The 17,491-nt window shown below is 65.5% G+C and carries 20 protein-coding genes; 8 read left to right on the forward strand and 12 right to left on the reverse strand.

Annotation, left to right across the window (positions count from 1 at the left end):
• Positions 1–19: 19 nt before the first annotated feature.
• The gene (locus ACLBKT_RS04490) at positions 20–1,339 is read left to right on the forward strand and encodes an AmpG family muropeptide MFS transporter (RefSeq protein WP_410181758.1); all 1,320 of its coding nucleotides are present in this window, start codon (positions 20–22) and stop codon (positions 1,337–1,339) included.
• Between the two features lie 34 nt (positions 1,340–1,373).
• Here ACLBKT_RS04490 and ACLBKT_RS04495 read toward each other — a convergent pair whose 3' ends face one another.
• The 6 genes from ACLBKT_RS04495 to ACLBKT_RS04520 form a co-directional block, all read right to left on the reverse strand.
• On the reverse strand, positions 1,374–2,666 hold the full coding sequence (locus ACLBKT_RS04495) for a bifunctional folylpolyglutamate synthase/dihydrofolate synthase (protein ID WP_410181759.1): 1,293 nt from the start codon (positions 2,664–2,666) through the stop codon (positions 1,374–1,376).
• Between the two features lie 97 nt (positions 2,667–2,763).
• Positions 2,764–3,615 carry an acetyl-CoA carboxylase, carboxyltransferase subunit beta gene (gene accD / locus ACLBKT_RS04500; protein ID WP_410181760.1) on the reverse strand — a complete coding sequence of 284 codons (852 nt, stop codon included), beginning with the start codon at positions 3,613–3,615 and terminating at the stop codon, positions 2,764–2,766.
• A gap of 82 nt (positions 3,616–3,697) precedes the next feature.
• Positions 3,698–4,477 (reverse strand): tryptophan synthase subunit alpha, encoded by a 780-nt coding sequence (trpA, locus tag ACLBKT_RS04505; RefSeq protein ID WP_410181761.1) that lies wholly within the window; start codon positions 4,475–4,477, stop codon positions 3,698–3,700.
• A complete protein-coding gene (locus ACLBKT_RS04510) occupies positions 4,474–4,938 on the reverse strand; it encodes a DUF1348 family protein (RefSeq protein WP_410181762.1) in 465 nt (154 codons plus the stop codon). The genes trpA and ACLBKT_RS04510 overlap by 4 nt, the downstream gene beginning before the upstream one ends.
• Positions 4,935–6,149: a tryptophan synthase subunit beta gene (gene trpB / locus ACLBKT_RS04515; protein WP_410181763.1), complete on the reverse strand. Its 1,215-nt coding sequence runs from the start codon at positions 6,147–6,149 to the stop codon at positions 4,935–4,937. The genes ACLBKT_RS04510 and trpB overlap by 4 nt, the downstream gene beginning before the upstream one ends.
• 103 nt (positions 6,150–6,252) lie before the next feature.
• On the reverse strand, positions 6,253–6,888 hold the full coding sequence (locus tag ACLBKT_RS04520; RefSeq protein ID WP_410181764.1) for a phosphoribosylanthranilate isomerase: 636 nt from the start codon (positions 6,886–6,888) through the stop codon (positions 6,253–6,255).
• A gap of 105 nt (positions 6,889–6,993) precedes the next feature.
• Between ACLBKT_RS04520 and ACLBKT_RS04525 the strand changes: the two genes are divergently transcribed.
• Entirely contained in the window at positions 6,994–7,461 is a 468-nt protein-coding gene (locus ACLBKT_RS04525) for a hypothetical protein (protein ID WP_410181765.1), read from the forward strand.
• Here ACLBKT_RS04525 and ACLBKT_RS04530 read toward each other — a convergent pair.
• The 6 genes from ACLBKT_RS04530 to radC form a co-directional block, all read right to left on the reverse strand.
• Entirely contained in the window at positions 7,458–7,955 is a 498-nt protein-coding gene (locus ACLBKT_RS04530; RefSeq protein ID WP_410181766.1) for a GNAT family N-acetyltransferase, read from the reverse strand. The two genes, ACLBKT_RS04525 and ACLBKT_RS04530, sit on opposite strands and share 4 nt — an antisense overlap.
• 115 nt (positions 7,956–8,070) lie before the next feature.
• Positions 8,071–8,433, reverse strand: a complete 363-nt coding sequence (locus ACLBKT_RS04535; RefSeq protein ID WP_410181767.1) for a bleomycin resistance protein — start codon at positions 8,431–8,433, stop codon at positions 8,071–8,073.
• An 8-nt stretch (positions 8,434–8,441) separates the two neighbouring features.
• Entirely contained in the window at positions 8,442–9,116 is a 675-nt protein-coding gene (pyrF, locus tag ACLBKT_RS04540; protein WP_410181768.1) for an orotidine-5'-phosphate decarboxylase, read from the reverse strand.
• Positions 9,113–9,508 carry a hypothetical protein gene (locus ACLBKT_RS04545; RefSeq protein ID WP_410181769.1) on the reverse strand — a complete coding sequence of 132 codons (396 nt, stop codon included), beginning with the start codon at positions 9,506–9,508 and terminating at the stop codon, positions 9,113–9,115. Before ACLBKT_RS04545 ends, pyrF begins: the two co-directional genes overlap by 4 nt.
• A 76-nt stretch (positions 9,509–9,584) precedes the next feature.
• Positions 9,585–10,895 (reverse strand): adenylosuccinate lyase, encoded by a 1,311-nt coding sequence (gene purB, locus ACLBKT_RS04550; RefSeq protein ID WP_410181770.1) that lies wholly within the window; start codon positions 10,893–10,895, stop codon positions 9,585–9,587.
• 69 nt (positions 10,896–10,964) lie between these two features.
• The gene (gene radC, locus ACLBKT_RS04555) at positions 10,965–11,699 is read right to left on the reverse strand and encodes a RadC family protein (RefSeq protein WP_410181771.1); all 735 of its coding nucleotides are present in this window, start codon (positions 11,697–11,699) and stop codon (positions 10,965–10,967) included.
• A 75-nt stretch (positions 11,700–11,774) separates the two neighbouring features.
• Here radC and ACLBKT_RS04560 point away from each other — a divergent pair, with 75 nt between their 5' ends.
• From ACLBKT_RS04560 to ACLBKT_RS04585, 6 genes are all read left to right on the forward strand, one after another.
• Positions 11,775–14,969: a YdbH domain-containing protein gene (locus ACLBKT_RS04560; protein ID WP_410181772.1), complete on the forward strand. Its 3,195-nt coding sequence runs from the start codon at positions 11,775–11,777 to the stop codon at positions 14,967–14,969.
• A 140-nt stretch (positions 14,970–15,109) separates the two neighbouring features.
• Positions 15,110–15,277, forward strand: a complete 168-nt coding sequence (locus tag ACLBKT_RS04565) for a YnbE family lipoprotein (protein ID WP_410183646.1) — start codon at positions 15,110–15,112, stop codon at positions 15,275–15,277.
• A gap of 29 nt (positions 15,278–15,306) precedes the next feature.
• Complete coding sequence (locus tag ACLBKT_RS04570; protein WP_410181773.1) at positions 15,307–15,687, forward strand: YdbL family protein; 381 nt, start codon at positions 15,307–15,309, stop codon at positions 15,685–15,687.
• Positions 15,688–15,851: 164 nt separating this feature from the next.
• Positions 15,852–16,199 (forward strand): AtpZ/AtpI family protein, encoded by a 348-nt coding sequence (locus ACLBKT_RS04575; protein WP_166547577.1) that lies wholly within the window; start codon positions 15,852–15,854, stop codon positions 16,197–16,199.
• A 91-nt stretch (positions 16,200–16,290) separates the two neighbouring features.
• Entirely contained in the window at positions 16,291–17,124 is an 834-nt protein-coding gene (locus tag ACLBKT_RS04580) for a F0F1 ATP synthase subunit A (protein WP_410181774.1), read from the forward strand.
• Positions 17,125–17,189: 65 nt separating this feature from the next.
• On the forward strand, positions 17,190–17,414 hold the full coding sequence (locus tag ACLBKT_RS04585) for a F0F1 ATP synthase subunit C (RefSeq protein ID WP_054118254.1): 225 nt from the start codon (positions 17,190–17,192) through the stop codon (positions 17,412–17,414).
• Positions 17,415–17,491: the final 77 nt, after the last annotated feature.

The following is a 17,491-nucleotide window of genomic DNA, read 5'->3' on the forward strand; positions in this document are numbered from 1 at the left end:
AGCAAAAGGACGAGCGTTCATGAACGAGATCGGCGCAGCGCCGCGACGCGATTGGGTGGGCGCGCTCAAGCCATATCTGGAGAAGGAATCGCTCGCGGCGTTCTTTCTCGGCGTCTCCTCCGGGTTTCCCTATGCGCTGATCGGGGCAACGCTGACATCGCGGCTGGCGCAGGACGGGATCGACAAGAAGACCGTGACCGCCTTCACTCTGGTGTTCCTCGCCTACAACTTCAAATTCCTGTGGGCTTGGATGGTCGATGGAGTGCGGCTGCCGGTGATCGGCCGCTTGGGCCAGCGGGTATCCTGGATGCTGATGACGGGCGGACTGGTGATCGCGGCGGTGGCGAATCTCGCGCTGGTGGACCCGGCGGCCAATATCGGCTGGGTCGCGACTTCGGCGATCCTTGTCGGCATCGCGGGAGCAACCTTCGATATCGTTATTGATGCTTATCGGATCGAGACGCTCAAGCCCGAACAACTTGGTGTCGGATCGGGCATGACCCAATATGGCTGGCGCATCGGTTCGGCGGGCGCGGGCGCGCTGGCGCTGGTCGTCGCGGCGCGCGCGGGGTGGGAGGTTGCCTATCTCGCCTGCGCCACCTTCGCTCTGCCGGCGATGCTGACCGCGCTGGTGCTGGGCGAGCCTGCGCGCCGCCGCATCAAGGAGCGTTCCAAAGGCATCGGGGAAGCCTTGCGTGCGGTCTATGGCCCTTTCACCGAGTTCTTCCTGCGCAAGGGCGCGTTTCTCGTCCTCCTGTTCATCCTGCTGCACAAGATCGGGGACACGCTGGCGAACCTCACCGTGCGATTGCTGCTCGACGACAAGGGCTACACCAATGACGAGATCGCGCTTTACGATGTGGGTGTCGGCTTCTGGGCGTTTCTGATCGGGATTTTCATCGGCGGGGTGCTCTACACGCGGCTGGGCATGAAGCGGTCGGTGCTGCTGAGCCTTGTCCTGATGGGGATTTCCAACCTCAGCTTCGCGCTATTGGCCGCCGTCGACAAGACCAATGCGGGGTTGGCAGCAACCTTCCTGTTCGAGAACGTCGCAAGTGGCATCGGCGGCGTGACGGTTGTGGCATACTTCGCCGCGCTGACCGACCTGCGCTTCACCGCCTCGCAATATGCGCTGATCTCGGCGGCGGCGAGCATCGTCGGGCGGGTGTTGACCGGGACAACGGCCGGCGCGCTGGTTGAGAGCTTTGGCTATGTTAACTTTTATCTGTTCACCACGGCGGCGGCATTGCCCGGCATCGTGCTGTTCTGGCTGATGATGCGCGCGGGGCTGATCGACGCCTCGATCGGGACGGCGGGGACCGAAGCGGGCGAGGAATAGGAGTTCCTCCCATTCCTGCGGAACGGGGAGGGACTTAGGTGGGAACCTGATTATTGAGCCGCAGCACCTCGCCCGCGAGGTAGAGCGAACCGGCGATGAGGATGGGCAGGCCGTCATCGGGGATGAGCGCCAGCGCACTCGGCACATCGGGGGCGGGGCGGGCTTCGGTGCCAAAGGCCTCCACCGGATGCCAGTCATGCCCCGGCACCGGCACAGCGGTGATGCTGATGAGGCTGGGAGCGAGCGAACCAATCAGCGATGCGGGGTCCTTGCCCTCGATCATGCCGATCACAAGATGCAGGCGCTGTCCCGCGAAGTGCTTACCCAGCATCGCGCCCGCCTGCGGATTGTGCCCGCCGTCGAGCCACACTTCGCGCGTGCCGGAAAGCGGGCCAGCGGAGAGCCGTTGCATTCTGGCAGGCCACTGTGCCGCCATCAGCCCTTGCGCCATCGCTTCAGGGCCTACCTCGACCCGCGTTTGATGGCGAAGCAGCGCAAGCGCCAGTCCGGCATTGTCGATCTGATGCGCCCCGGCGAGTGCCGGACAGGGAAGCGTGTACGTGCCTGCCGTGTCACGATAGGCCAGCATTGTGCCTGCGCGGCAATCCCAGCTGTCACCCTGCATCCTGAGCGGCGCGCCTGTGCGCCGAGCGGCGGCGATCACCTCACGGTTGGATTCGGGGCGATAGGCCAGCGTCACCAGTGGCACGCCCTGCTTGGCGATCCCCGCCTTCTCGAATGCGATGCGGGCCATCGGTTCGGTCGGCACGCCGTCCTCGGGCGCGAGCAGGAAGCGTTCATGATCAAGGCCCAGCGCGGCGATCCCGCAGGCGGCGAGCGTGTCGGCCTCCAGCACATTGGTCGCGTCAAACCGCCCGCCCATGCCGACTTCGACCACGCAAACGTCTGCGGGCACGCGGCTGAAGGCAAGGAAGGCGGCGGCGATGGTGACTTCGAAAAAGCTGGGGCCGAGATCTTCGCCCGCGTCCAGCACCTCTTCGAGGACATCCGCCAGCATGGCGTCCGAAATCAGCTCGCCCGCCAGCCGGATACGCTCGTTGTAGCGGACGAGGTGGGGCGAGGTGGTGACATGGACCTTGTAGCCCTCGGCCTCCAGCATCGCCCTCAGGAAAGCGCAGGTCGATCCCTTGCCGTTGGTGCCCGCGACATGGAACACCGGCGGCAAGCGTCGGTGCGGGTTGCCGAGGCGCTCCATCAGGGCTAGGATGGTCTCAAGCCCGAGCCGCCCTTGCGGCAGGCTCAGCGCGGCAAGGCGATCAAGCTGGGCCTGAACTGCCGGATTATCTGACCGTCCGAAATCTCTCATTGCCCACCTCGTCACCCCAGCGAACGCTGGGGCCTAGGGCGGCCAGCGATGCGCCTGGGGCTCTAGGTCCCAGCTTCCGCTGGGATGACGTCGTTTGTTAAGCCGCCTTCACGGGTGTCAGATAATCCAGCACCTGGCCCAGCGTCGCCTTCAACTCGCGGCGCGGTACGACCATGTCGACCATGCCGTGCTTGTGGAGATATTCGGCGCGCTGGAAGCCCTCGGGCAGCTGTTCGCGAATCGTGTCCTGAATGACGCGCTGGCCTGCAAAGCCGATCAGCGCACCGGGCTCGGCAATGTGGATGTCGCCCAGCATGGCGTAGCTCGCGGTGACACCGCCCGTGGTGGGATCGGACAGCACCACGATATAGGGCAGCCCGGCCTGCTTCAGCCGCCGCGTCATCACCGTCGCGCGGGGCATCTGCATCAGCGAGAGAATCCCTTCCTGCATCCGCGCGCCGCCGGCTGCGGTCACCACCACATAGGCGCAACCGCGATCCAAAGCCTTCTGCGCGCCCTCGCAGAACGCCTGCCCCACGGCCATACCCATCGAGCCGCCCATGAAGCTGAAGTCCTGCACGCCGACCACGGCTGGGCGGGTCTCGATGAAGCCCGAGCCGACCACGAACGCATCTTCATGCGGGTTCGCGGCGCGCGCGGCCTTGAGCCGGTCGGTATATTTCTTGGTATCCTTGAACTGCAGTGGGTCCTCGGTGACCTTGGGCAGCGGCAGCACCTCGTAGCCCGGATCAAGCAGCAGATCGAGCCGCGCATCGGCCCCGATGCGGCCGTGATGCTCGCACTTGGGGCAGACGCTGAGGTTCGCCTCGTAATCGGCGACGAACAGCATCTCCTGACACGAGGGACACTTGATCCACAGATCTTTCTCGGTGGACTTCTTCTCGGGCGCGAAGCCCAGCGAATTGCGGACGCGGGTGAACCAGTTCATGGGCAAGTCCTTAGCCGGGTTTACCCGTCATGGCGAGATGTGCGGGCAGTGGAGCAATCCACAGGATGGCGTTGCAGTTCCCTCAGCGGGCCGAATGCACCGCCTCGGCGAGGGCAGCGGTGAGCGCCTTGAGGTGCGCTGGAGCCTCGGCCCCATACTGGCCGCAGATCTCGACCAGCGCCGATCCGACCACGACGCCATCGGCGACCTTGGCGATGTCCGCCGCCTGTTCGGGGGTGCGCACGCCGAAGCCGACCGCCACCGGAATATCGGTCGACTGCTTGATGCGCGCGACGTTCTCTTCAATGCTTGCGATCTGGGCCTGCTGCTTGCCGGTGATCCCGGCGACCGAGACATAGTAGAGGAACCCTTCGGACCCGGCGAGCACCTGCGGCAGGCGCGCGGCGTCGGTCGTGGGCGTGGCGAGGCGGATCGGGGCGATGCCCTTGGCGCGCAGGGCCGGGCCGAGCGCGTCGTCCTCCTCGGGCGGAATGTCGACGCAGATCACGCCATCGACGCCCGCCGCTGAAGCGGCCTCGGCGAACCACTCGGGACCGCGCCGCACCATCGGGTTAGCATAGCCCATCAGTACCAGCGGCACATTCGGGTGCCGCGCGCGGAACTCGGTCGCGTAGCGCAGCACGTCCGCCGTGGTCGTCCCTGCGCCGAGCGAGCGCAAATTGGCGCTCTGGATCGCGGGGCCATCGGCCATCGGATCGGTGAAGGGCATCCCCAATTCGATCACATCTGCCCCGGCTTCCACCAGTGCATCGAGATTGGCCGCGGTGTCGCCGTCGCCTGCGGTGATGAAGCAGACGAGCGAAGGGCGGGGCTGGGCGAAGGTGGTGGTGAGGCGGGTCATAGTCCGAGGTCGCTGAGGCCGGGGTGATCGTCGGGGCGGCGGCCGAGCGGCCAGTGAAACTTGCGTTCGCTCTCGGCGATCGGCATTTCGTTGATGCTGGCTATCCGCCTCGCCATGTAGCCGTCGGCGTCGAACGCCCAGTTCTCGTTCCCGTAAGCCCGGAACCAGTTGCCGCTATCGTCGTGATACTCGTAGGCGAAGCGGACCGCGATCCGGTGCCCGTCGCAGGCCCACAGCTCCTTGATCAGCCTGTAATCGAGTTCCTTGGCCCATTTGCGGGCGAGGAATGCCTCGATTTCCGCGCGGCCCCGAAAGAACTCGACCCGGTTTCGCCACTCGCTGTCGAGGGTATAGGCCCCTGCACAGCGCACCGGGTCGCGGCTGTTCCAGGCGTCCTCGGCCATGCGCACCTTTTGCGCAGCGGTTTCGGCATCGAATGGCGGAAGCGGGGGGCGGCTCAAAGCTCCACCCCCAAGCGCTCTGCGACCGTAAAGATGTCCTTGTCCCCGCGCCCGCACAGGTTGGCGAGGATGATGCTGTCCTTGGGCATCGTCGGCGCGACCTTCTTCACCGCCGCGATGGCGTGGGAGGGTTCGAGGGCCGGAATGATCCCCTCGGTCGCGCAGAGCAGCTGGAAGGCGTCGAGCGCCTCCTCGTCGGTGACGGCGGTGTAGTCGACGCGGCCCGATTCCTTCAGCCACGCGTGCTCCGGCCCGATGCCGGGGTAGTCGAGACCGGCGCTGATCGAGTGGCCCTCGGTGATCTGGCCGTCGGCGTCCTGCAGCAGATAGGTGCGGTTGCCGTGGAGCACGCCGGGGGAGCCGCCGAGCAGGCTTGCGGCATGCTCGTCGCCGTCGAGGCCATGACCCGCCGCTTCGACGCCGAGCATCTTCACGCTCGGATCATCGAGGAAGGGGTGGAACAGCCCCAGCGCATTCGACCCGCCGCCGATCGCCGCGACCAGCAGGTCGGGGAGGCGTCCGGTGCGCGCGAGCATCTGGGCGCGGGCTTCCTTGCCGATCACGCTCTGGAAGTTGCGCACCATCTCGGGGTAGGGGTGCGGGCCTGCCGCGGTGCCGATGATGTAGAAGGTGTCGTGGACGTTCGCGACCCAGTCGCGCAGGCCCTCGTTCATCGCGTCCTTCAATGTCGCGCCGCCGCTGGTGACGGGGACGACTTCGGCGCCCAGCAGCTTCATGCGGAACACGTTGGGCGACTGGCGCTTCACATCCTCGGCGCCCATGTAGATCACGCAAGGCAGGCCGAAGCGCGCGCAGACCGTGGCGGTCGCCACCCCGTGCTGCCCTGCGCCGGTCTCGGCGATAATGCGGGTCTTGCCCATGCGGATCGCAAGCAGGATCTGGCCGATGCAATTGTTGATCTTGTGCGCGCCGGTGTGATTGAGCTCGTCGCGCTTGAACCACACTTGTGCGCCGCCGAGTTCCTCGGTGAGGCGGGGCGCGAAATAGAGCGGGCTCGGACGACCGACGTAATGCTCGAGCAGATCGTCGAACTCGGCTTGGAACGCCGGGTCTTGCTGCGCCTTGCGGTATTCGCGCTCGAGATCGAGCACCAGCGGCATCAGCGTCTCGGCGACATAGCGCCCGCCGAACTGGCCGAAATGGCCGCGTTCGTCCGGCAGGTTACGGAAGGAGTTGAGGTGCGTGTTCATAAAATTCCGTTCGGGCTGAGCTCGTCGAAGCCCTGCTTTTTCTTCGGGCTCAGCGAATAGGAGAAGGACGGCCCTTCGACAAGCTCAGGGCGAACGGATGGCATTAAGGTTGCCGCGCCGCTTTGCAGAAGGCGGCGATCTTGTCCACGTCCTTGATGCCGGGGCCGCGCTCGACCCCGCTCGATGTATCCACCAGCGGTGCGCCGGTCAGGCGGATGGCGTCGGCGACATTGGCGGGCGTCAGGCCCCCCGCAAGGCCCCAGGCGAGCGGGGCTTGCCAGCCCGCGAGCAGGCTCCAGTCGAAGGCCATACCATTGCCGCCGGGCAGCGCGCTTGCGGGCGCATCGAGCAGTACCCGGTCGGTCGCGCCCCGGAATTCCGCGACCTTGGCGAGGCTTTCCGCATCGCGGACGGCAAGCGCGCGCCATGCCTCGATGCCGGTCTCACTGCGGAAGCGGGCGAGGGTTTCGGGGGTTTCGCTGCCGTGGAACTGGACGACATCGGGAGCAACGGTGCGCACCGCCTCGGCCAGCAGCGTAGCGTCGGGGTTCACCAGCAGCAGCACCGCCTTGACGTGATCGGGCACCTGCCGCCGCAACATTGCAGCATCCGCGAGGGCGAGGTGGCGCGGGCTCTTGGCGTAGTGGACAAAGCCGACATGGCTCGCCCCGGCACCCACCGCCGCAGCGAGGGTTTCGGGGGTCTTCAACCCGCAGATCTTGACGAGCGTTCCAGCCATGGCGCGCGCTCTACGCCGCCGCAGGCACGGCGTGAAGCGCGAAAAGCTTGATCCTGCTTGCAATGCGCGCCAGTCTCAGAGGTTGATCAGCAGAGGGGCGCGCATATGATTTTCCGCATTTTTCTCGGTCTTGCAGGCGCGCTGCTGCTGGCCGCGTGCAATCCGGGCGCGCAGCTTGAGGATGCGCAGGGGCGGATCAAGCAGTTCCAGGCCGATTACAATCGCGGCAATGCCGAAGCGCTCTACGACAGCGTCGGCGAGGCTTGGCGCAAGGAATCACCGCCCGCCCAGCTTGAGGCGCAGCTGGGGCTGATCAAGGCGCGGCTGGGGCAGATCGAATCGACCGAGCAGGTCGGGTTCAACGCCGGGTTCAACAACGGCCTCACCACCACGCAGGTGGTGATGAAGACCACCTTCGAAAAGGGCGTGGCCGAAGAGGTGTACCTGTTCCACGGTTCGGGCGAGGAGATGGAGGTGGTCGGCTGGACGGTCAATTCGCCGCTGCTGCAACTCAGCCCTGAAGACGTGAACAAGCTGACCGAAGGCGCGAAGAGCGCGCCGACGCCGCCTTAAAGCGGCTTTTCCAGCACCACGAAATTAACCGGCGGATCGCGCAGGACAGGGAAGGGGCGGCGCTCACCCGTGAAGACATAGCCGCGCCGCTCATACCATGCGATCAGACTGTCGCGGCTGTCGATCACCGTCATCTCCATCGCCGCGGCGCCTTCGGCGCGGGCGAGGTCTTCCGCCGCATCAAGCAGCTGGCGACCGAGCCCGCTCGATTGCAGCCTCGGCAGCACGCACAGCATCCCGAGATAGGCGAGGCGCGCATCCTTGCGCGTGACCGCCACGCAGCCGATCAGGCTCTGGCCGTCGCGCGCGGTAAGGATCGTCACGGCCGGATCGGCGAGCAGCGCATCCAGTTCCTCGCGGCTGGTGCGTTCATCGTCGAGAATATCGGCCTCATGATTCCACCCCTGCCGCGCCGAATCGCCGCGATAGGCGGCTTCAAGGAGGTCCTTGAGGGCAGGCGCGTCGGAGGCGGCGGCGGTGCTGATTGCGGTCACAGTTCCAACTTCGTCATGCTGAACTCGTTTCAGCATCCACCGTGCCGGAACGAGCGGTCCGCGCGTAAGGGGAAATCGAGCCTGAAACAAGTTCAGGGTGACGGGTGAGGGGTGCTCAATCGTTCTGGATCAGGCGCAGCAGCGTCCCGTCGGGGTCGATCAGATAGGCGATGGTGAGCCCGCTCGGGTCAGGCGCGGCGGGGTGATAGCGCGGGATGCCATCGCGCGCATCGGGTACGCCGCTGGCCTCCACCTGCCGCATGATTGCCGTCAGATCATCGAGCCTCAGGCAGCAGCTGAACGAGGATTGGTAGGGATCGAGATCGGGATAGGGGAAGAACTCCAGCGTCACATCCCCGCGAGAGAGGATCATCCACCCGTCCGAGCGATAATCCTCCTCAAACCCAAGCTTGGCGTAGAACCTCGCGGTGGTCGCGAAATCGCGCGCGGGGAGGTTGGGGGTGGCTGTGTCCGCCACAAGAGCGCCTAAAGCGTCGCCTCGATCGCCCGCGCGGCCGCGACCGGATCGTCCGCGCGGCTGATCGGGCGGCCGATGACGAGCACGCTCGCGCCGTTGTCGCGGGCCTGCCGGGGCGTCACGACCCGCTTCTGATCGCCGGTGCCGCCGCCCGAGGGACGCAGGCCGGGGACAACGAAGTAACCGTCCTTCCACGCTTTCTTGACCATGCCGACTTCCTGCCCCGAACACACAATCCCGTCGAGGCCCGCCGCATGGGCCAGCTCTGCAAGGCGCATCACCTGAGTCTCGGCGCTGCCATAGACGCCGGTGGCGGTCAGATCATTGGTGTCGAGACTGGTGAGCATGGTCACGGCGACCACCTTGCACCCTTCGGCCGCTGCGGCCTTGGCGTCTTCCATCATTGCGCGCCCGCCGCTGGCGTGAACCGTGACAATCGCGGGCTCATAGACGTGGATCGCCTGCATCGCCTTGGCGACGGTATTGGGGATGTCATGAAACTTGAGATCGAGGAAGATCGGCAGGCCGAGATGCGCGATTTCGTGCACGCCGTGCGCGCTGTGAGCGCAGAAGAACTCAAGGCCCAGCTTCACCCCGCCAATATGCGAGCGCACCTTCTCGACCAGCGCCTTGGCTGGCTCCAGGCTCGGCACATCGAGTGCCAGATAGACCGGGTTGCTCATTTTCCGCCTCCGTCTGCGCCCGTATCGGCGGGGCTGAACGGATCGGCCACGTCTCCGGGCTTTGCGCTCGGCTTGTCCACAGGGCTGTCCACCAGGTTATCGCCAACCGGCAAGGCAGGCGATGGGGCCTCGCGCTGCCGGGCCATGGCGTTGTTCTTGAGTGATGTTTCCAGCGCGCGGATGCGGCGGTTGAGGCCCCACACCACACTGCGATGCAGCGCCCACATCGGCAGGAAACCCGCCAGGAATGCCAGAAGCGCCAGCACCGGCACCTTGGTTTCGAGCACGAGGTTCTGCCACAGCGTCAGCTCGACCGGCTGCCAGTTGTAGATCGCGAAGATCAGAAACCCGAAAGCGGCCAGAACCCACAAGATTGTGCGAAGAATCTTCACGAAGTCTGCCTCGTCTGATGGCCTGCGACGCCAGCGAACCTAAGCAATTGTGCCGATGAGTCCAGCTTCGCTGATGTCACCCGAACACCCGTGCGAAGATCGTGTCGACATGCTTGAAGTGGTAGCCGAGGTCGAACAGCTGATCGAGTTGCTCCGGCGCAAGCCGCGCCGTGACGTCGGCATCGGCCTTAAGCAGATCGAGCAGGTTCAACGCGCCGTCGGCTTCCCACACGCGCATCGCGTTGCGTTGGACCAGCCGGTAGGAATCGTCCCGCGTCAGTCCTGCCTGCGTCAGGGCGAGCAGCACACGCTGCGAATGGATGAGGCCGCCCATGCGGTTGAGGTTCTTCTCCATCCGCGCCGGATAAACCAGCAGCTTGTCGACAACCCCGGTCAGCCGCGCGAGCGCGAAGTCGAGCGTGATGGTCGCATCCGGGCCGATGAACCGTTCGACCGAGGAGTGCGAGATATCCCGCTCGTGCCACAGTGCGACATTCTCCAACGCAGGCGTCACGGCCGACCGGACCAGCCGGGCAAGACCGGTGAGGTTTTCGGTGAGGATCGGGTTGCGCTTGTGCGGCATCGCGCTTGATCCCTTCTGGCCGGGGGAGAAATACTCCTCGGCTTCCAGAACTTCGGTGCGTTGCAGGTGGCGGATTTCGGTCGCGAGGCGCTCGATGCTGCTGGCGATCACGCCCAGCGTGGCGAAATACATCGCGTGGCGATCCCGCGGGATGACCTGCGTCGACACCGGTTCGATCGCGAGCCCAAGCTGTTCGGCCACGTAAGCCTCGACCGCCGGATCGACATTGGCGAAGGTGCCGACCGCGCCGCTGATCGCGCAGGTCGCGATTTCGGCCCGCGCTGCGATCAGCCGCGACCGGCAGCGGTCGAACTCGGCATAGGCCTGCGCCAGCTTCAGCCCGAAAGTGACAGGCTCGGCATGGATGCCATGGCTGCGGCCGATGGTGGGAGTGTACTTGTGCTCCTCCGCGCGCGTCCTGATCGCGGCAAGCAGCGCATCGAGGTCCGCCAACAGCAAGTCGCTCGCCCGCGCCAGCTGCACCGAAAGCGTGGTGTCGAGCACATCCGAACTCGTCATGCCCTGATGCATGAAGCGCGCTTCCTCGCCGACCTGCTGCGCCACCCAGTCAAGGAAGGCGATCACGTCATGCTTGGTGACAGCTTCGATGGCGTCAATCGCAGCGACATCGATCGCGGGATTGGTGGCCCACCAGTCCCACAGCGCCTTGGCCGCGCTTTGCGGCACGACGCCAAGGTCAGCCAGCTTTTGGGTCGCATGCGCCTCGATCTCGAACCAGATGCGATATTTCGCCTCCGGCTCCCACAGGGCGGTCATGGCAGGGCGGGCATAGCGGGGGACCATCGGCGGCTCCATTTGGGGCGGGATTCTCGCCGCGCGGGCTAGGCGGGCAGGGCGCGGATGGCAAGAGCGCTAGATGAGGCCTTTGGCCCGCAGCGACGCATGCCCCTCGCGGCCGATGATCACGTGATCGTGGACGGTGACGCCCATGTGCCGCCCCGCTTCGGCAATGCGCTGGGTGATCTGAATGTCGGCGCGGCTGGGTTCCGGCGAACCGCTGGGGTGATTGTGGACGAGGATCATCGCGCTCGCGCCGACATCCATCGCCCGGCGGATCACTTCGCGCGGGTGGATGGCGGCTTCATCGATCGAACCGTCGCCGACGTGGTGATCATCGATCAAGCGGTTCTTGGTGTCGAGATAGAGCACCCTGACGCGCTCGACCGTCAGATGCGCCATGTCGGTGGTGAGATAGTCGATCAGCGCCTGCCAGCTGCCAAGCACCGGCCTGCCCATGATTTCACCGCGCGCCATCCGACGCGCAGCGAGCGCGACCGCCTTGAGTGCGGCAGCGCTGTTCTCGCCCACGCCCTTGACCCGCTGCAAGGCTTTGGGATCGGCATTGAGCACGCCTGCAAGAGTGCCGAATTGCGCCAGCAGCGCCTTGGCGATCGGCTTGGTGTTGCCGCGCGGGATGGCCGCGAACAGCAGGTATTCGAGCACCTCGTAATCTGCCAGCGCCTCGGCCCCACCCGTCAGCAAGCGGTGGCGCAGTCGCGCGCGGTGGCCATCGCCCGCCGCCTTGCCGGCTTCGAAGTCGGGCACGGCGTTGTCCAGAAACGAGAAAGTGTCTTCAGCTTCCGGCAATGCGACCTCCGGGAAAGCGTTGGGCTCTTCAGCCTCATTGCCTTTGCGCGATGATGCGCGCAAGGGTCAGGGACAATGCCGGAAGCGGACGCGCAGGACATTACGTTGCCTGAGGGCAGCAGCACGCAGCGGCTCCGGCCGCGCCGTTGGCGTAGCCGCATCGCGTTTGGGCTGGGTGCTGTGGTTGTGCTTGGTGCAGGCACCGCCTGGCTCACCCGCGAACGAATCGCGGGCAACGTCATCGACAGCTATCTCCAGCAAAGCGGCGTTCCGGCGACTTATGACATCGTCAGCATCGGCCCGCGGGTGCAGGTGATCGAAAACCTCGTGATTGGCGATCCGGCGCGGCCTGACCTCACCGTGCGGCGGATGGTAGTTGAAACCGGCGTGGGCGGGGCAGGCCCAGAGGTGCGCCGCGTAGGTGTGGAGGGCGCACGCTTGTTTGCGAGCCTGCGCGGGGGCACTTTCAGCCTCGGTGCGCTCGATCCGCTGGTGTTCACCGGCTCGGACGCGCCGCCCGCGCTCCCCGCCATCGACGTGACGCTGAGCGATGCGCGCGCGCTGCTGGACAGCGATTACGGTCAGATTGGCGTGAAGCTTGAAGGAACGGGCCGGATCGATGATGGCTTCGCCGGAACTCTCGCGGCCACTGCGCCGGGGATCGGGGTCGAGGGCTGCCGGGCCGAGACGGCCACGCTCTACGGCAAGCTCGCCACGGATAATGGCGCGCCCCGGCTTGATGGTCCCTTGCGGATCGGTGGGCTTGCCTGCGGCGGCGCAAGTCTCGCGAAGGCCGACATCGGCACGCTGATGAGCGTGAATTCCGATTTCTCCGCCGCCGAGGCCGATTTCCGCATTGCCGGCGCGCGCGCGGCCTTTGCCGACATCACGGGCGCGGGCCTTGGCGGCACCGCAAAGGTCAACTGGTCGCCCGGCCGCCTTGCGCTTGGCCATGATCTGGCGCTGACCGGGGTGGCCAGCCCGCAAGGCCGTTTGACGCGGCTTGGCGCGGAGGGAAGCTGGCGCGGGGCAGCCGATGGCGCCAGCGGCCAGTGGGAAGGCACGTTGCGCGGTGCCGGACTTGCCTCTGCGGATGACATCGCCGTGAGCCTCGCTGCCGCAGAGCGCGGGCTCGAAGGCACCTTGCTCGCCCCCCTTATCGCCAAGGCGCGGGTCGGCGTCACCCGCGCGCTGGACGGCGCCAGCTTCCGCGCCGAAGGGATTATCCGCCACAAGGGCACCGACGCCTCGCTGATCGTGCCCGAAGCCAGCCTTGCCACCCGCAGCGGTACCCGTGTGCTGGCGCTGTCCCGCCTGAGCGCGCGGTTGGGAGCGCAGGGCCTATCGGGTCTCGGCGGTGATTTTCTCGCGGGCGGGGAGGGGCTGCCCAGCATGAATGGCCGAATGCAGCAGCAGGCGGGCGGGTGGACGCTGCGCATGGCCATGGCGGATTATGCCGCGGGTGCCAACCGCCTCGCGCTCCCGCGTCTGACGCTGCGCACCACGCCGGGCGGAGCCATCGCCTTTGACGGCTTGTTGACTGCCAGCGGCGATCTGCCGGGCGGGGCGGTCAATGACCTTGCCGTGCCGCTCGAAGGAACATGGTCATCTGCGCGCGGGCTGGCGCTGGGCACGCGCTGCACCCCGTTGCGGTTCACCAAGCTGGCGATGTCCGGCCTTGCGCTCGATGGTCAGCAGATCACCCTGTGCCCTGAGGGTAAGGGCCCGATCCTCGCTTATCGCGATGCGGTGAGCCTAGCCGCGCGGACCGGACCGCTGAACCTGGCGGGGACGCTGGGTGAGAACCCCGCCAGCCTTGGCGCGAGCCGCGTGGTGCTGCGCTATCCGCAGCCCTTCGCCGTCGAAGGCCTTGCTGCCACAATCGGCGCGGGTGACAGCGAGGTGCGGATCGCCGCCGATAGCCTCACCGGCAACCTTGCGGGCGATGTCGCAGGCGCGTTCACCGGCGGCGCGGCGCGATTGGCGGCCGTGCCGTTCGATCTTGACGCGATCACCGGACGCTGGAGCTTTGCCGACAGCATCCTGCGGCTCGATAATGCTGCCTTCACGCTCTCTGACCGTCCGGCGGAAGGCGAGGCGCGGTTTGTTCCGCTGACCGCCAATGGCGCGAGCCTCACATTGGCCGACAACCGCATCACCGCCGATGCCCTGCTGCGCCATCCCGAATCGGGTCGCGGCGTTGCCAACGTGGCGATCACCCACAATCTTGGCACCGCTGCGGGCCGCGCGCTGCTGTCCGTGCCGGGGCTGGTGTTCGACAAGACGCTCCAGCCCCAAGATCTGACCTATCTTGCCAAGGGGGTCATCGCGCTCGCCGATGGCACCATCACGGGCGAGGGGCGGGTGGACTGGAACGGCGAGGCGATCACCAGCAGTGGCACCTTTGGTTCTGATGGCTTCGATCTGGCCGCCGCCTTCGGCCCGGTGCGCGGGCTGGCGGGCAGGATCGTCTTCACCGATCTTATCAACCTCACCACCGCCCCCGATCAGACTGTCACCATCGCCGCGATCAATCCCGGCGTTGAGGTGCTGGCGGGCAAGGTGCAGTTCGAGCTGAAAGGCGGCACGCTCCTCAGCCTTGAAGACGCGCGGTTCCCGTTCATGGGCGGGACGCTGCAAATGCGCCCGCTGGTCATGGATTTCGGCCAGCCAGAAGAGCGCCGCTATGTGTTCGAGATCATCGCGGTGGATGCGGCGACCTTCGTGTCCGAGCTGGAGCTGACCAATCTCAGCGCCACCGGCACCTTTGATGGCACCGTCCCGATCATCTTCGATGCCAATGGCAATGGCCGGATCGAAGGCGGGCTGCTGCTCAGCCGCGCGGGCGGGGGCAATGTCGCTTACATCGGCGAGCTGACTTACGAGGATCTTGGCGCGATGGGCAATTATGCCTTCTCGGCGCTGCGGTCGCTTGATTACCGGCAAATGCGCATCGGCCTCTCGGGCGATCTGGCGGGCGAGATCATCACCAGCTTCGATTTTGACGGGGTGCGGCAGGGTGCCGGTGCCAGCCAGAACTTCATCACCCGGCGACTCGCCAAGCTGCCGATCCAGTTCAAGATCAATGTCCGCTCGCAGAACTTCTCGCAGCTGGCGATCATTGCCCGCGGCTATTCCGATCCGACCGCCTGGGGCGATCCCTTCGATATGGGCCTGCTCAGGATAGAAAACGGCAAGCTGATCATGCGCCAGCCCGCGCCTGCGCCGCCGCCGCCGCCAGACCCAGCTGCGTTGCCACCGAAGCCATGACGCGCCGTATTCCGCCTTTGAGCCGTTCAACCTCCAGAAAGCGATCGTCTGCCATGCCGCACCTGAATTTGACCCGATCCCTCTGCAATGCCAGAGCAGGCGAGAGCCGAGGCGGCGCAAGGGGAACGGGTGTGAAGGCAATGGCCGCGTTGGTGGGGCTGGGGGCGATGGTGTCAGGGTGCATCAATATTCAGGCACCCGACAAGCCGATCGTGATCCAGCTTGATATCAACATCAGGGCAGAGGTTCTCTATGCCCTCGCGGAAGACGCGGCCAATACGATTGACGAGAACGCGGACATCTTTTGATGGATGTGCCGCTTCGAGGAGGAACTTCGATGCGCAATTCAGTTCTTGCAGGGCTTGCCGCTCTGGGCGCGATGGGCCTTGTTGCCGCGCCTGCGCTGGCGCAGCGCGATCCGGCCTATGCCGCTGCCCGCGAAGCAGGCAAGGTGGGCGAGCAGCCTGACGGTTATCTCGGCATTGTTGGCGATGCGAATCCAGCGCTCCAGCGTCTGGTGGATGACATCAATATCAAGCGCCGCTCGATCTATGCCGAAAAGGCCAAGGAAAAGAAGACGACGCTGGAAGCCTATTCGCTGACCGCCGGATGCGAGGCGATTGCCCGCACCGTGGCAGGCGAAAAATACCGCGCGCCCGATGGCAGCTGGCAGACCCGCACCGCTGAACCTCCGGTTCGCGACGTGCGCTGTCCGTAATCTGTCCGCAGCCGATCCAGGTGAGGGGGCACAAGCTCCCTTCGCAGGTGCACAAAACTCCGGCTGCGTGATGTTGACACTGAACAGCCCCCCTTCTAAGGGGGCGGCGCCCTCGGCGGGCACCTTGTTGCATGTGGCGCGGCCTTCCCTTTAGAGACCACGGCATGAGCGACGAGAAACCTGCCCGAGAACCCATTCACGAGGATGCGCGGATCGACGCGCTCGAAGCGCGGCTTCAGGCCGCACGCGAGCGTGAAGAACAACGCAACCGGCCAACGGTGAAGGGAACCGATGCGAATTACCGCAGCGGTAACCGCGCTCTGGCCAGTCTTCTGGGCGGGATTATCGGCGGCCTGGTGATCGGCTTTGCGATTGACGCATTGTTCGGGATCGCGCCCTGGGGTCTGTTGGCCGGACTGTTTCTCGGAACAGCGTCGGCTTTCAGGACGATTATGCAAGGTGCGAATACGCGTCCCGCAGATGAGGCCCAGCGGCCGGATGGAGAGGGCTAACCCCCTGCCACACCGCGCTAGGCCCACCTAGGGGCGCGTTTCATGTGAAACATTTGGGGATCTTTCGATCGTGGCAGCCGAAGAAGGCATCATGGCAGCTGAAAGAAGCGCAGCTGCGGCTGTGCAACATCTCGAAGCAGCCGAGGCCGGCAAGGTCGATCCGATGAAGCAGTTCACCATCGAGCCCATTCTGGGTTCCGATTGGCAGCTGGCTGACGGGATCAACATCGCGTTCACCAACTCCGCACTGTGGATGGCGATCACCGCTCTCCTGGTGTGGGTGTTCGTCGCGGGCGGCATGAAGCGCCAGCTGGTGCCCGGGCGCTGGCAGATGGCGGTCGAAAGCATGACCGGCTTTATCGACGACCTGCTCGAAGCCAATGTCGGCGCGGCAGGGCGCAAGTATGTCCCTTACATCTTCACCCTGTTCATGTTCATCCTGTTCGGGAACCTGCTCGGCCTCGTGCCGGTCGGTCTGATCCCCGGGGTGCATGCCTTCACCTTCACCAGCCACTTTACCGTGACCGGCGTGCTGGCGATCATGAGCTTCTCGATCGTACTGATCGTCGGCTTCGCCAAGCATGGGTTCCATTTCTTCTCATTGTTCTGGCCGTCGAACACGCCCGCTTTCCTCGCGCTGCCGATCAGCCTGATCGAGCTCGTGTCCTTCATGGTCCGCCCCTTCAGTCTCGCGCTGCGTCTGTTCGTGGCGATGATGGCGGGTCACGTGCTGCTCAAGGTGCTGGCAAGCTTCGTCATTGCCGGCGGTAGCGGCGGCATCGGCACCGGCGTTCTGGTCGGCGTGCCGAGCTTCGTGCTGATGGTCGCGATCAGCGCGCTCGAAATCCTCGTTGCGGGCATTCAGGCCTATGTGTTCGCGCTGCTGACGTCGCTCTACATCAACGACGCGGAAAACCTTCACTGAGGGCTGAGACGCTCTCTCGACTACCCCCGATAACACACAGATTTTTTCTCAAGGAGTTTATAATCATGGACGCTACTGCTGCAGCTCTCCTCGGTGCCGGTCTCGCGGCGATCGGTGCGGGCCTCGCCGCCCTCGGCGTGGGCAACGTGTTCGCTTCGTTCCTCGAAGGCGCGCTGCGTAACCCGGGTGCCGCCGACGGCCAGCAGGGCCGCCTGTTCATCGGCTTCGCGGCCGCCGAACTTCTCGGCCTGCTCGCCTTCGTGATCGCCGTTCTGCTGATCTTCCGCTAAGATCCGTGCTGCGCCGGGCGGGGCGGGACAGGTCCTGCCGCGCCCGGTGTGCGCTGCTGAACTGCCGGTAACAAAGG

The sequence above is a fragment of the Erythrobacter sp. W302b genome, assembly GCF_046452395.1.
GTDB lineage: Bacteria > Pseudomonadota > Alphaproteobacteria > Sphingomonadales > Sphingomonadaceae > Erythrobacter.

Bases quoted from the DNA above. Each gene is read 5' to 3' on its own strand.
- ACLBKT_RS04490 (WP_410181758.1), top strand. From the start codon at position 20: ATGAACGAGATCGGCGCAGCGCCGCGACGCGATTGGGTGGGCGCGCTC.
- ACLBKT_RS04495 (WP_410181759.1), bottom strand. From the start codon at position 2,666: ATGAGAGATTTCGGACGGTCAGATAATCCGGCAGTTCAGGCCCAGCTT.
- accD (WP_410181760.1), bottom strand. From the start codon at position 3,615: ATGAACTGGTTCACCCGCGTCCGCAATTCGCTGGGCTTCGCGCCCGAG.
- trpA (WP_410181761.1), bottom strand. From the start codon at position 4,477: ATGACCCGCCTCACCACCACCTTCGCCCAGCCCCGCCCTTCGCTCGTC.
- trpB (WP_410181763.1), bottom strand. From the start codon at position 6,149: ATGAACACGCACCTCAACTCCTTCCGTAACCTGCCGGACGAACGCGGC.
- ACLBKT_RS04520 (WP_410181764.1), bottom strand. From the start codon at position 6,888: ATGGCTGGAACGCTCGTCAAGATCTGCGGGTTGAAGACCCCCGAAACC.
- ACLBKT_RS04525 (WP_410181765.1), top strand. From the start codon at position 6,994: ATGATTTTCCGCATTTTTCTCGGTCTTGCAGGCGCGCTGCTGCTGGCC.
- pyrF (WP_410181768.1), bottom strand. From the start codon at position 9,116: ATGAGCAACCCGGTCTATCTGGCACTCGATGTGCCGAGCCTGGAGCCA.
- purB (WP_410181770.1), bottom strand. From the start codon at position 10,895: ATGGTCCCCCGCTATGCCCGCCCTGCCATGACCGCCCTGTGGGAGCCG.
- ACLBKT_RS04560 (WP_410181772.1), top strand. From the start codon at position 11,775: ATGCCGGAAGCGGACGCGCAGGACATTACGTTGCCTGAGGGCAGCAGC.
- ACLBKT_RS04565 (WP_410183646.1), top strand. From the start codon at position 15,110: ATGGCCGCGTTGGTGGGGCTGGGGGCGATGGTGTCAGGGTGCATCAAT.
- ACLBKT_RS04570 (WP_410181773.1), top strand. From the start codon at position 15,307: ATGCGCAATTCAGTTCTTGCAGGGCTTGCCGCTCTGGGCGCGATGGGC.
- ACLBKT_RS04575 (WP_166547577.1), top strand. From the start codon at position 15,852: ATGAGCGACGAGAAACCTGCCCGAGAACCCATTCACGAGGATGCGCGG.
- ACLBKT_RS04580 (WP_410181774.1), top strand. From the start codon at position 16,291: ATGGCAGCTGAAAGAAGCGCAGCTGCGGCTGTGCAACATCTCGAAGCA.
- ACLBKT_RS04585 (WP_054118254.1), top strand. From the start codon at position 17,190: ATGGACGCTACTGCTGCAGCTCTCCTCGGTGCCGGTCTCGCGGCGATC.